We start from the raw sequence: 11,998 nt of genomic DNA, 5'->3' as shown, positions 1-11,998 counted from the left end.
GGTAGGCAAGGAACTTTTATTTCAAAAGAAGATTATAAAACAAAAAAACCATCCAGGGGCAACTGGATGGTTTAGCAGCTAACTAATAAAATTCACGCTATTTACGTAACGTAAAAATATGATCTTTAAAATCGTCGGTAACAACTACCTGGTATTCACCGCTGGATAAATTCGAAATGTCGAAACATTTCTGGATCTCTAATTTTTTACCCAGATTGAATCCCTGCAAGTGTTCATCGTTCTGATAAATATTCAGATAAACACGTTTTTGGGGTGTATTTAAAAATGATACGTTCAAATTATCGTCATCGAGTTTCATGTAAGGTTCGTATAAATGTTGAACGGTTGAAGTTGTAATTTTATGATCCGAAACCATTATTTTATTATTCAAACTTTGGTTGCCGTAGTTAATGCAGATACAATAAGTGCCATCGCCAAGTGCCGAGAAATCGATGTTTTCCTTAAAATCGGCTTTCTTTTTTTCTGTTTTATGAAAATAGATGATTGAATTACTTTCATCGGTAACCGTTACCTCGAATGTTTTTGGAACGCTGGAGTTAAACGCCAGTAGTGCAATTTCGTCTCCCGCTTGAGAGATGTTCATTTTAGGAAGTTCTGTGTCGCCTGCATACACCGTTGCTACAACGAATAGTACAAGCATTGTTAATAGTGTTAACCTTGTTTTCATGTTGCTTTTTTTGAATTATTGATTGCAAAATAAATAAAGACTAAAAAGTCTTTAATGCAATTTACGACTATTGCAATTGAAATACAATGGTTTATGGATTTTAATTTGGAACGTTAACAAGCTGTGGTAAAAAAAAGAAACCACATTGTTAAAATGTACAATGTGGTTTTTGAAAATATAGCTATAAGAATATTAAAAACTGAGTCCGATTGTAAAGTTTGTACACGGAAGTTTTGATTTTTTTGAGTCGTTCTCTAAAGTTACCAGTTGTTGCCAGTAAACATCGGAGTAATCATCGCTTTCCAACTCCGTACTGATCGTATTGAACTCAACACCAAGCAGCAAAATCCCATAGCGGACGTTTAAACCAGTTGAAAATCCAAAATCAGCTTTACTCAGAAAAAACTCGTCGGCATCATCGATCATATCATCAAAGTAGGTAACAAGGCCGGTTCCCCACGCAAAGTCAAGTTTTGCATAAACGTCAAATTCAAGTTTGTCAACCGGGCTGTAGGTAAACGATGGACCAACTTTTGAGCCGGCACGGAAAATGCCAATATTTGTTTCGAGAATGTCGCTATAGGTTTTTGCTTCAAAATTATTGAAAACCGCATAAAGGTAATCGGCATTTATTCCAAAAGACATATCGTTTCGGTTCAAAATACTTTTTATCAAAAAGATGGATCCCAACTCGAAGTTGGCTCCGTATTTTGAATCAAATCCCGATGATTGAAATTCCTGCTCATCCAATCCGAAATGTTTCCACGAAGGACTGGAGTAACCAAACCGAAAATAAAACTGGTTATCGATACTTTGGGCAAAACTTAAACCGGAAATAAAAATCAGTAGGGATAAAATTGTAATCTTTTTCATAATGTGTTTTTACTATATGGTTAATCAAAACTGTTATTTGCTATTTAAATCAGGAAGTTTTGCTTCAAGTTATGATAATCTGATGGAAAATGAAAACAGTACGAAACAAATAATGTTTTCTACAGTTTTTCAATAATCGTTCAGGCTTTTTCTTTTTGCAGAAATTCCTTTCATCTTTTGTGTTGTTTTTGCTATTTTTGCACCTCATTTTCAAAAAGAAGTAAAAGCATGTTTGAGAATTTAAGCGACAGGCTGGATAAGTCCTTTAAACTACTTAAAGGGCAAGGGAAAATCACCGAGATCAATGTGGCGGAAACGCTAAAAGATATTCGTCGTGCGTTATTGGATGCCGACGTTAACTTTAAAATTGCCAAAAAATTCACCGACGACGTAAAAGTTAAAGCTTTGGGGCAGGATGTTCTTTCTGCAGTAAAACCGGGGCAAATGATGGTGAAAATCGTGAAAGACGAACTGGCTCAGTTAATGGGTGGTACTTTTACCGATATCGAACTAAAAAGCAAACCGGCAGTAATTTTAATGTCAGGATTGCAGGGTTCTGGTAAAACAACGTTCTCCGGAAAACTGGCAAACTTGCTGAAAAGCAAAAAAGGCCGTCATCCGCTTTTGGTTGCAGGAGACGTTTATCGTCCGGCTGCGATTGACCAGCTAAAGGTTTTGGGCGAGCAAATTAATGTTCCGGTTTACACCGAAGAAGGTAACATGGATCCTGTAAAAATTGCCCAGGCAGCTATCAAACAAGCAAAAGCCAACGGTAACGATGTGGTTATCGTGGATACCGCCGGTCGTTTGGCAGTTGATGAGCAGATGATGAACGAAATTGCTGCCATTAAAAAAGCCATCGATCCGGATGAAATTCTTTTTGTAGTTGACTCAATGACAGGTCAGGATGCGGTAAATACGGCTAAAGAATTTAACGACCGACTTGATTTTGATGGTGTTGTTCTTACCAAACTTGATGGTGACACCCGCGGTGGTGCTGCACTTTCGATTCGTGCGGTAGTTGAAAAGCCAATTAAATTCGTAGGTACAGGCGAAAAGGTTGATGCGCTCGACGTGTTTCACCCCGATCGTATGGCCGACCGTATTTTGGGAATGGGTGATATTGTTTCGCTGGTTGAAAAAGCCCAGGAACAATTTGATGAAGAAGAAGCAAAACGCCTGCAGAAAAAGCTGCAAAAAAATACATTCAACTTTAACGATTTCCTGAAACAGATTAACCAGATTAAAAAGATGGGTAACCTGAAAGATGTGATGGGAATGATCCCGGGAATGGGAAAAGCATTGAAGGGAATGGATATCGACGATGATGCATTTAAACACATCGAAGCGATTATTTACTCGATGACACCAGAAGAGCGCGAAAATCCATCGTTGATTAACGGAGGCCGCAGAAAACGTATTGCCAATGGTTCGGGAACCGATGTTCAGGAAGTAAACCGTTTGCTGAAACAGTTTGGCGAAACCCGTAAAATGATGCGTATGGTGTCGCAGGGTAAAAACGTTCAGCGTATGATGTCGGGTATGCAGGGACAAGGACGGAAGTTCTAGAGAATCCCTCGCAATATTTAGATAAGAAGAAATCATTTATACGAAATACTATGAATTTGATCGACGGAAAAAAAGTAGCTGCTGAAATAAAGCAGGAAATAGCAGAAGAGGTTAAACAAATCATCGACAACGGAGGCAAACAACCTCATTTGGCAGCTATTCTGGTTGGTCATGATGGCGGTAGCGAAACCTATGTTGCCTACAAGATTAAAGACTGTGAGGCCGTTGGTTTTAAGTCTTCGTTGATTCGTTACGAAGATGATGTAACCGAAGAAGAATTGCTTGCCAAGGTGGAAGAATTGAACAACGACGACGATTTGGACGGTTTTATTGTTCAGTTACCGCTGCCAAAACATATTTCGGAACAAAAAGTTATTGAAGCTATCGACCCTAAAAAGGATGTTGATGGATTTCACCCGATAAATGTTGGACGAATGGTAATTGGTTTGCCATCGTTTGTGTCGGCAACTCCATACGGAATTGTTGAACTGCTAAAACGTTACAACATTGAAACCAGTGGTAAAAACTGTGTGGTTTTAGGCCGTAGTAACATTGTTGGCCGCCCTATGAGTGTGTTGATGTCGCAAAAGGCCATTAATGCCACTGTAACAGTTGCACACAGCCGCACTGCCAATCTGAAAGAGGTTTGTGCCAATGCTGATATTTTAATTGTTGCAATGGGTGTTCCTGAGTTTGTAACTGCTGATATGGTTAAGGAAGGAGCTGTTGTAATCGATGTGGGTACTACCCGCGTAAAATCGGACAAAACAAAATCTGGCTGGAAATTAAAAGGCGATGTATTGTACGACGAAGTAGCTCCAAAATGTTCGTACATCACTCCGGTACCGGGGGGAGTAGGCCCGATGACCCGAACATCGTTATTGTTGAATACCTTGTTATCGGCGAAAAAAGAAATTTATAAATAAACCATATATTTTTCAGGAAAGGGGGCATGTTCATGTCCCCTTTTTTTGTGGCTGCTTTCCAAATAGTTAGAAATGGATTTTTGATTCTGGAATCAATATAAATAGTGTTTTTTGCCACGGAATAAATCTGCTACGTGACACATTATGAAAATTTGTCAAATATTTTTCTATTTTTGAAATCTAACTGAGTCCAAAAACCAAAATATTGAAGAATGGAAAGTGGTGAAACCAAGGAGGGTGCTAAGTTTAAAGACAGTAAATTCAAACAAGAGATTCATTCAAAAGTAATCCGTGCAGGTAAAAGAACTTACTTTTTTGATGTTAAAAGTACAAGAAATGATGAGTACTATTTAACCATTACCGAAAGCAAAAAACGCTTTGGTGACAACGGTAAATTCTCCTACGAAAAACACAAGATCTTTTTATACAAGGAAGACTTCACCAAGTTTATAGAAAGTCTGCAGGAAGTGGTTGAGTTTATTCACGATAAACAACCTGAAGAGGTGCGGGAGGAAGCAGAAGTACAAACTGAGACCGAAGAAGTTGTTGAAGAAGAAGCTCCTGTAAAAGACTACACCAGTGTAGAGTTCGAGGATATTTAATCAGTAACTTTTTACCCCAACTCACTTAATTCCAACCAACGTAACTCTTTTTCGTCGAGTTGCGATTTCATGTCGTCGAGTTGCAACGATTTTTCGTACAATTCGTCGTGATTGAGATTCCCGGAATTGAGCAACTCTTCCAATTCTGTTATTTGTTCTTCCAGCTCTGGAATATCCTTTTCCAGTTGCTCGAACTCGCGTTTCTCATTAAAAGATAATTTCTTCTTTGTCTGAGTTTGTACCGGTTTTGCTGCAGCTTCAGTTTGTGCTTTAACTTCCGCTTTAATTTTAGCTTCCGCTTTTGCCTTTTGCTGTTCGTCCTCTTCAACTTTATTGCGGTAAATCGTATAATTCCCGGGGAAATCAGTGATCTTTCCTTCACCTTCAAAAACAAAGAGGTGATCCACAATTTTATCCATAAAAAAGCGGTCGTGCGAAACCACTACCACACAACCTGCAAACGACTGAAGATAATCTTCCAGCACATTGAGTGTCATAATATCCAGGTCGTTGGTTGGCTCATCGAGGATCAGGAAATTCGGATTTTGCATTAGCACCGTACAAAGGTACAACCTGCGCTGCTCGCCACCACTCAGCTTTTCAATATAATTGTATTGCGTTTCGGGCGGGAATAGAAAACGTGTCAACATTTGTGTGGCACTCATTTTCGAGCCATCTTCAAAGTGTATGAACTCGGCTATTTTCTGCACCGCTTCAATTACTTTGTCCTGCGGATCGAAAGCTATTCCTTCCTGGCGATAGTACCCGAATTTAATGGTCTGTCCAATATCAACCGCTCCGGAATCAGGTGTAAGTGTTTGGGTCAACAGGTTTAGAAACGTCGATTTCCCGGTTCCGTTTTTACCCACAATTCCCACTTTCTCGAATCGTTGAAACTTATACGAAAAATCTTCGATCAGTTTTACGCCGGGGAAAGATTTGGAAACATGCTCCAACTCGACAATCTTTTTACCAAGCCGAGCCGATTTAACGTTCATTTCCACTTTGTCTTCGTGAATATTTTGCGAGGCTTTGTCTTTCAGGTCCTGAAACGCATCGACACGGTATTTTGCCTTGTGGCTCCGTGCTTTTGGCATCCGGCGCATCCACTCAATTTCTGTGCGCATCAGGTTTTTTGCTTTGGTTATGCTGGCCTGTTGCATGGCAATACGTTCGTCGCGTTTTTCCAAAAAATACGAGTAGTTTCCCTGGTAACGGTAAATCTGGTTGTCTTCCATTTCGATGATCTCGTTACAAACACGATCAAGGAAATAGCGGTCGTGCGTTACCATCAACAAGGTAGATTTCGTTTTTTCAAGGTAGGCTTCCAGCCATTCAATCATTTCCAGATCGAGGTGGTTAGTAGGCTCGTCAAGAATAACTAAATCGGGCTGGTTGATCAGCACTTTTGCCAGTGCCAATCGTTTTTGCTGTCCACCTGAAAGTTCGGCAACTTTTTGCTCCAGAAAATTAATTTTTAGCTCAGTAAGAATCTGTTTAATCTCCACTTCGATTGCCCAGGCATTTAGCTCGTCCATTTTTGCAGAAATAGCTGCAATTTCGTCTTGCCTGTTGTGAGCTACGGCCAACTCAAAAGCTTTAACCGTTTTTATTTTTTCATTGTCGCTTTCAAAAATCTCTTCAATAACGGTGTTGTTGGGATTCAGATTCGGAATCTGCTCAAAATACCCAACTTTTACATCGTTGGTAAGTGTAATTACACCTTCATCAGGCGTGTCGTTACCGGCCAAAAGATTTAGCAATGTTGATTTTCCTGTTCCGTTTTTAGCAATCAGGGCAACTTTTGAACCTTCAAATACTGTAAAGGAAATATCTTCGAATAGCATTAACTCTCCCCATCGTTTCGAGAGGTTTTCTGCTTGTAAGTATGGTTTCATGATTTACGATTTGTTTACAGGAGAATCTTCGTTCTCTTTTTCTTCAAGGGCTAATTTGTCTTTATAATCAAACAACATGTTCAGAAATGCCGGGATGTTTTTAGCCGTTGCACTATTCGGAGAGTTGCTAAGTATGGCAATGCCAATATCCTCCTGGTCGCACAATGCAATTTCTGCTTTATAGCCCAAAACATAACCTCCGTGATAAGCAACTTCGCGACCTTTATAATCAACAATTCTCCAGCCAATTGAATAACGTTTAGCTTTTACATCACGTCCCCAGCTTCTGAAATAAGTCCGTTTTAGCGGAGAATTTACCTGAGGTGTAAATACCGTTTGACGCGCTTTATAATCAAAAACTTCAGATTCATCGTCGGTGATGGCACACAAGAAATTTCCAAGGTCTGAAATACTGGCATTTACTCCGGCAGCCGGTGCGGTTGAGTAATAGCGATCGTTCAAACGCATTGGGCTGTAGCGGTTGTGGCCACGGTTGTAATGCGGATATGCTTTGTTATCGTTGTTCTTAAAATCTTCAAAATTTACAGATGCATCAGCCATCCCGAAGGGTTGAAAGAGTTTCTCCTTCATCACTGATTCAAACGACTTTTGTGTTTTTGCCGATGTAACAGGATCGTAAATGCTGTAAACCACATTTTGGTAACCGTAAAGTTGGCCGGGAGCTGCAGTTAAATCCACCTGATCCAACCGTTCGATGATTTTTTCCAACGGCACTTTGTCTTCAACCATCAGGTCGTAAGCGTGTGGAATCAACCCGGAGGTGTGACTCAATAAATGACGTACGGTAAGTTGATTGGTGTATTCTGAGTTTTTTAGTTTGAAATCAGGCAGGTAGTCAACAATACGGTCATCCAGTTTTACAATGTTTTCTTCGTCGAGAATACCAGCAAGTACACCGGTTACCGATTTTGAAACAGAAGCCAGTCGGAAAACAGTATTCTAATCCACCGGATTTTTTTCTCCGGCTTTTCGGACACCGTAACATTTTACCAACGCAATTTTTCCTTTGTAGGTAATAACTGCCGCCGCACCAACTGTGCCTGATTCTTTTAAATTTTGTTCAAGCAGACTGTCGAACTGGGTAAGTGTGTTTTCAATTTCAACTGCCGGATTATACTCCGGTTCAGCAACAGCAATTTCTTTGGGTTCTTGTATTTCCGGTGCTCCCGATCTAACGAACGACTGTAATTTTAAAGCCAGAATCGCCAACCCAATTACCACAACGACAAAATAAATTCTTCTCTTCAAAACTTAATCTCCTTCACAATTTCAAACAAAAATAGAATTTATCTGCTTGATTTTTAGATGAACTCTGAATTTCGGGGTATTTTTTATTCACCATTTACTTTTAATAACATTCAAAAAAGAAAAAAGCCGGTGGGAGCCGGCTTTTTATTTTGCTGTTTAAATATTACTTAAAACCATTTCTTAAAAGGGGAGAAACGGTGATTAAGTAGTTGTACTAATAGGACTGAACATTCTCCGTTTTGTTACACTAACCGACAAAAAAATCTTTTATTTTTGAAAAAAATTGAATTATGAGAAAGAAAGAACTCTTCGATTACATAATTGACTATTTCGAAAAAACGATGCCCATTGCGGAAACAGAACTCGATTATGGAAATCCGTTTGAGTTAATAGTCGCTGTTGTTTTGTCGGCTCAATGCACCGACAAACGGGTGAATCAAATTACCCCGGAATTGCTGAAACGTTTTCCGACACCTTACAAAATGGCAGAGGTGGAACCGGCAGAAGTTTTTGATTACATCAGAAGTTGCTCGTATCCGAATAATAAGGCCAAACACCTGGTTGGAATGGCACAAAAGCTTATTGAACTTTTTGACGGAGAAGTGCCAAGTGATGTTGATGACCTGCAAAAACTCCCCGGCGTTGGACGAAAAACAGCAAATGTTATTGCTTCGGTGGTGTACAATAAACCGGCACTGGCTGTTGATACGCATGTTTTTAGAGTTGCAGCTCGAATTGGTTTAAGTACAAATGCAAAAACTCCGTTGGCAACCGAGCAGCAGTTAATGAAATATATTCCGGAAGAATTGGTACCAAAAGCACATCACTGGCTCATTTTACACGGACGTTACACTTGCCTGGCGCGCAAACCAAAATGCGAAAAATGTGGATTAACTGAGGTCTGTAAGTTTTATAAAAAGGAAGTAAAAAAGTAATTTTTATACTTCCTTAAAAATTTATTTCGCTGATTGTAAGTCTTTAGCAGTTTGCTGAATTATTTCCCAGGCATTTTTAACGTGCTTTTCTTCAATATGTGTTTGCCCGATATTCATTCGAAGTACAACCTGCCCGTTTAATTTTGTGTGGGTAAAAAATATTTTGCCGGCTTCGTTGATGGTATTCATCAGTTTCATGTTAAAATCGTCATCGGATTTATGGCGGAAGCAAACCAGGTTCATTGTTGTCGGAAACACTACTTCAAAGTTTTCTGAATCCTTTACCCATTTTTCAAATTCCTGGGCCAGTCGCACATGTTGCCGAATAAGAAACTGAAGTCCTTCTACACCATAATGACGAATTACAAACCAAAGTTTTAACGCCCGGAAACGTCTACCCAATTGAATATGCCAGTCACGATAATCAAATACTTCTCCCGATTCGGTGGCTTTGTTGCGCAAATATTCCGGCAGAATGGAGAAGGTATTGATAAGTTCTTTTCGGTTGGCCACCCAAAATACATTACAGTCAAAATTGGTGAACATCCATTTGTGCGGATTAAAACTGTAACTATCGGCCAGTTCAACACCAGCGGCCAAATGTCTGAATTCCGGACAAAGCATGGCAGTTCCCAGCGACGCCGCATCAATATGAAACCAACATTTTTCCTGTTTACAAATTCTGCCAATTTCCGAGAGGGGATCGATTGCGGTTGATGAGGTTGTACCAATGGTTCCGCAAACAAAAAAAGGGATTAATCCGTTGGCGCGGTCTTGTTGTATTTGTTGTTCGAGTAGGTCAGCCCGCATCGAGCTATTTTTGTCAACGTCGATCAATCGCAAATTCGTTCGGCCGATACCGGCAATTTTTATCCCTTTTTCAACGGATGAGTGGGTTTGCGACGAAACATAAGCTACCAGTTTTTTATCCAGTCCTTCTTCGTTTGTTTTAAACCCGGTAATTCGTTCGCGTGCAGCAATAATTGCTGTTAAAGCTGCTGTTGATGCGGTATCCTGAATAACACCACCTCCGGATGAGGTTGAACGGAATTGTTCGGGCATATCCATCATGCCGGCCAGCCAGTCGAGTACTCTTGTTTCAACTTCGGTTGCCGCTGGGCTGGTTGCCCATAACATTCCCTGCACACCAAGCCCTGAGGAAACGAGGTCTCCTAAAATTGAAGGAAAAGAAGTGTTGGCATTAAAATAGGCGAAAAAGTTGGGCGACTGCCAGTGCGTAATTCCCGGCATAATTTTTTCGTCCAGATCTTTGATCATATCGTCGATGCTTTCGCCTTGTTGAGGTGCTGCATCCGGTAAAGAGTTGAGAATGTCACCTGGTTTTACCTGCGACAGGACCGGATAATCTTCGATCTGTTCGTAATAATCAGCAATCCAGTCGATTATTTTTTTGCCTTCTTTCCGGAACTGTTCCGGGCTCATATGATAGTTATGCTTTTCCAATTTTGTGTGGTTTAGTTTTTCAAATTAAGCAGTAAGGATAAACGTTAATACCTGACTTCAAAGTCGGTGTACGTTTCTATTACCTGAAGTTGGGCAGGATGAACACTTTTTACCAGGGAGAGGGGAGGACCGATCCAAAGGTAATCTATCAGTGTTTTTACTGCAGGTTCCGGACCTTGTGCCAAAACCATTACACCTCCATCCACGGTATTTCGCACCCAACCGGTAACATTTAATAATTTGGCCTGTTGTTGCACATAGTATCGAAAACCCACTCCCTGAACTCGGCCGGTAACCCGTATTTCGTATTGAATCATATTTTTACTTTCAGCGAAGGTAAAAGTAATAAATTTGATCGTTTACGCCTGTACCAAATAGTCGGTCAGTTCTTTTTTGGTTGCTTGATATTTGTTGGTCAAAGTAGAATCTGCAGACTCAAGTTGTTTAACAATTAGGGAAACCTGGTTTAATACATCAAGACATCCATCATACGAGCGGTTAATTTTACTTTGCACCACCCAGTCCATAATCAGGTTATCGAAAAAGTAATCGGCAAAAGTTGTCAAGCCATCCAATTGCAAATCCATGGTACTTACTTCATTAACCTGAACGTCGTTAAGTTCGCGGTTAAATTTACGCAACCAATACTGCACATCGTGAATCAGGGCTTTTGCTTCGTCCATTTTCGAATGTTTTACGGCGGTAGCTATTAATCCTCCTCCCACCATGTCGAAGGTTCCCCAGTTTTGAGCTTTTCGCAAAGATGCTAATGCCAATTTTAATCCTTTAATGGCCATCTTACCGGCATTTATGGCCTCGTTCACTTCTTCCTTTTGTGAAAAAAAGTAGCCAAGCTCATTTTCATATTTCTTTAGCGTATCGTCGTTTGCGACTTTCAGTTGCTGCTCTTTTGCTGACAAAAGCGCTTTATAATCATTTTCAGGATTTCCGCATTGTTGTAATTCGCGATTCAGGCGTTCAACTTCTTGTTTCAGATTTTCGATTTGTTTCTGGCAATTCTCATATTTAAGTTTGGCTGCCAGGTATTCCTGCCGTTCTTTATCGAGCTTCTTTTCCCTGGTTCCGAGCAGCTCGTGAAAAAGGTTGGTCAAACCACCTTCTTCCAGTCGTTTTACATCTTCGAACTCCTTATGTAATTCTTTTTTGAGTTGAATTAATTTTGCTTCTTCTTGGGTAAGTTCTTCTTGAGTACGATTTAAAAGTTTGTCAATGCGGTTTTTTTCTTCCGCACGTTCTTTAAGTTGAATGAGGTTCATGTTGAAAATATATTTTTGTAAAAATAGGAAAAGATTTTCCCAGGTTAATTTTTAAAAGCTTCTACATTTTCGGGTTGTACGAGTGCCCAAATTGAGTAAACACCGATACCGGTTCCGATTGGGAAACTAAACAGGTTGAGTACAGAAATGACCAGTGTGAGAATTCGTGCCCATTCTTTGCGTTTTAATAAACCAATTCCTGCTAGTATTCCGGGGAGGCTTACAATAAACGCAATAATCATGATTACGTTGGCGATGATTGAAAGTACAAATTGTGCATCGTGATCATCAGCAAAATTTCCAATAATATGAAAGAGAACAAAGATGGTTCCTGCAAGAAAAAGACCTAAGATGCTGTAGATAATTTGTAGTGTAGCAACTACATTGATGTGTTTTTCCATGACTTGTTGTTTTTTGTTTTTATGAATGTACAAAATTGACGCGTGAAGCGGCGAAACTTTTAGATGAATGGCAACAATTTGCCGTTAAATTAGTTA

At 39.9% G+C, this 11,998-nt stretch carries 12 protein-coding genes and 1 pseudogene; 4 read left to right on the top strand and 9 right to left on the bottom strand.

Annotated elements, in window-relative coordinates:
* Window positions 1-97: 97 nt before the first annotated feature.
* On the bottom strand, window positions 98-688 hold the full coding sequence (locus SLH46_RS14840; protein ID WP_320281992.1) for a hypothetical protein: 591 nt from the start codon (window positions 686-688) through the stop codon (window positions 98-100).
* 192 nt (window positions 689-880) lie between these two features.
* Complete coding sequence (locus tag SLH46_RS14835; RefSeq protein ID WP_320281991.1) at window positions 881-1,561, bottom strand: hypothetical protein; 681 nt, start codon at window positions 1,559-1,561, stop codon at window positions 881-883.
* A gap of 228 nt (window positions 1,562-1,789) precedes the next feature.
* On the opposite strand from SLH46_RS14835, the gene ffh reads away from it, so the two are divergent.
* The 3 genes from ffh (at window position 1,790) to SLH46_RS14820 (ending at window position 4,658) form a co-directional block, all read left to right on the top strand.
* Window positions 1,790-3,130 (top strand): signal recognition particle protein, encoded by a 1,341-nt coding sequence (gene ffh / locus SLH46_RS14830; RefSeq protein WP_320281990.1) that lies wholly within the window; start codon window positions 1,790-1,792, stop codon window positions 3,128-3,130.
* Between the two features lie 50 nt (window positions 3,131-3,180).
* Window positions 3,181-4,056 (top strand): bifunctional methylenetetrahydrofolate dehydrogenase/methenyltetrahydrofolate cyclohydrolase FolD, encoded by an 876-nt coding sequence (gene folD / locus SLH46_RS14825; RefSeq protein WP_038554468.1) that lies wholly within the window; start codon window positions 3,181-3,183, stop codon window positions 4,054-4,056.
* Window positions 4,057-4,268: 212 nt separating this feature from the next.
* Window positions 4,269-4,658, top strand: coding sequence for a DUF3276 family protein (locus SLH46_RS14820; protein ID WP_320281989.1), 390 nt, complete (start codon window positions 4,269-4,271; stop codon window positions 4,656-4,658).
* Window positions 4,659-4,669: 11 nt separating this feature from the next.
* Here SLH46_RS14820 and SLH46_RS14815 read toward each other — a convergent pair whose 3' ends face one another.
* The 3 genes and pseudogenes from SLH46_RS14815 to SLH46_RS14805 all read right to left on the bottom strand — a co-directional run bounded on the left by SLH46_RS14815 (window position 4,670) and on the right by SLH46_RS14805 (window position 7,825).
* Entirely contained in the window at window positions 4,670-6,556 is a 1,887-nt protein-coding gene (locus tag SLH46_RS14815) for an ABC-F family ATP-binding cassette domain-containing protein (RefSeq protein WP_320281988.1), read from the bottom strand.
* Between the two features lie 3 nt (window positions 6,557-6,559).
* Window positions 6,560-7,504, bottom strand: a pseudogene (locus SLH46_RS14810) (serine hydrolase domain-containing protein); the annotation flags it as partial.
* Between the two features lie 12 nt (window positions 7,505-7,516).
* The gene (locus tag SLH46_RS14805) at window positions 7,517-7,825 is read right to left on the bottom strand and encodes a hypothetical protein (RefSeq protein ID WP_320281987.1); all 309 of its coding nucleotides are present in this window, start codon (window positions 7,823-7,825) and stop codon (window positions 7,517-7,519) included.
* Window positions 7,826-8,115: 290 nt separating this feature from the next.
* Between SLH46_RS14805 and nth the strand changes: the two genes are divergently transcribed.
* A complete protein-coding gene (nth, locus tag SLH46_RS14800; RefSeq protein WP_320281986.1) occupies window positions 8,116-8,760 on the top strand; it encodes an endonuclease III in 645 nt (214 codons plus the stop codon).
* A 21-nt stretch (window positions 8,761-8,781) separates the two neighbouring features.
* Here the strand turns inward: nth and SLH46_RS14795 are convergent, their stop codons facing one another.
* The 4 genes from SLH46_RS14795 to SLH46_RS14780 are packed head-to-tail and all read right to left on the bottom strand — an operon-like array spanning window position 8,782 to window position 11,902.
* Entirely contained in the window at window positions 8,782-10,224 is a 1,443-nt protein-coding gene (locus SLH46_RS14795) for a pyridoxal-dependent decarboxylase (protein WP_320281985.1), read from the bottom strand.
* Between the two features lie 44 nt (window positions 10,225-10,268).
* Window positions 10,269-10,541, bottom strand: a complete 273-nt coding sequence (locus tag SLH46_RS14790; protein ID WP_320281984.1) for an acylphosphatase — start codon at window positions 10,539-10,541, stop codon at window positions 10,269-10,271.
* 42 nt (window positions 10,542-10,583) lie between these two features.
* Window positions 10,584-11,501 carry a hypothetical protein gene (locus SLH46_RS14785; protein WP_320281983.1) on the bottom strand — a complete coding sequence of 306 codons (918 nt, stop codon included), beginning with the start codon at window positions 11,499-11,501 and terminating at the stop codon, window positions 10,584-10,586.
* A 44-nt stretch (window positions 11,502-11,545) separates the two neighbouring features.
* Entirely contained in the window at window positions 11,546-11,902 is a 357-nt protein-coding gene (locus SLH46_RS14780) for a hypothetical protein (RefSeq protein ID WP_320281982.1), read from the bottom strand.
* Window positions 11,903-11,998: the final 96 nt, after the last annotated feature.

The organism is Draconibacterium sp. IB214405 (genome assembly GCF_033963885.1).
Lineage (GTDB): Bacteria > Bacteroidota > Bacteroidia > Bacteroidales > Prolixibacteraceae > Draconibacterium.
Note: the sequence above shows the minus strand (reverse complement) of the source record. Positions and strands in the feature narration are given on the sequence as shown.

Bases quoted from the DNA above. Each gene is read 5' to 3' on its own strand.
- folD (WP_038554468.1), top strand. From the start codon at position 3,181: ATGAATTTGATCGACGGAAAAAAAGTAGCTGCTGAAATAAAGCAGGAA.
- SLH46_RS14790 (WP_320281984.1), bottom strand. From the start codon at position 10,541: ATGATTCAATACGAAATACGGGTTACCGGCCGAGTTCAGGGAGTGGGT.
- SLH46_RS14820 (WP_320281989.1), top strand. From the start codon at position 4,269: ATGGAAAGTGGTGAAACCAAGGAGGGTGCTAAGTTTAAAGACAGTAAA.
- SLH46_RS14840 (WP_320281992.1), bottom strand. From the start codon at position 688: ATGAAAACAAGGTTAACACTATTAACAATGCTTGTACTATTCGTTGTA.
- nth (WP_320281986.1), top strand. From the start codon at position 8,116: ATGAGAAAGAAAGAACTCTTCGATTACATAATTGACTATTTCGAAAAA.
- SLH46_RS14815 (WP_320281988.1), bottom strand. From the start codon at position 6,556: ATGAAACCATACTTACAAGCAGAAAACCTCTCGAAACGATGGGGAGAG.
- SLH46_RS14785 (WP_320281983.1), bottom strand. From the start codon at position 11,501: ATGAACCTCATTCAACTTAAAGAACGTGCGGAAGAAAAAAACCGCATT.
- SLH46_RS14780 (WP_320281982.1), bottom strand. From the start codon at position 11,902: ATGGAAAAACACATCAATGTAGTTGCTACACTACAAATTATCTACAGC.
- SLH46_RS14835 (WP_320281991.1), bottom strand. From the start codon at position 1,561: ATGAAAAAGATTACAATTTTATCCCTACTGATTTTTATTTCCGGTTTA.
- ffh (WP_320281990.1), top strand. From the start codon at position 1,790: ATGTTTGAGAATTTAAGCGACAGGCTGGATAAGTCCTTTAAACTACTT.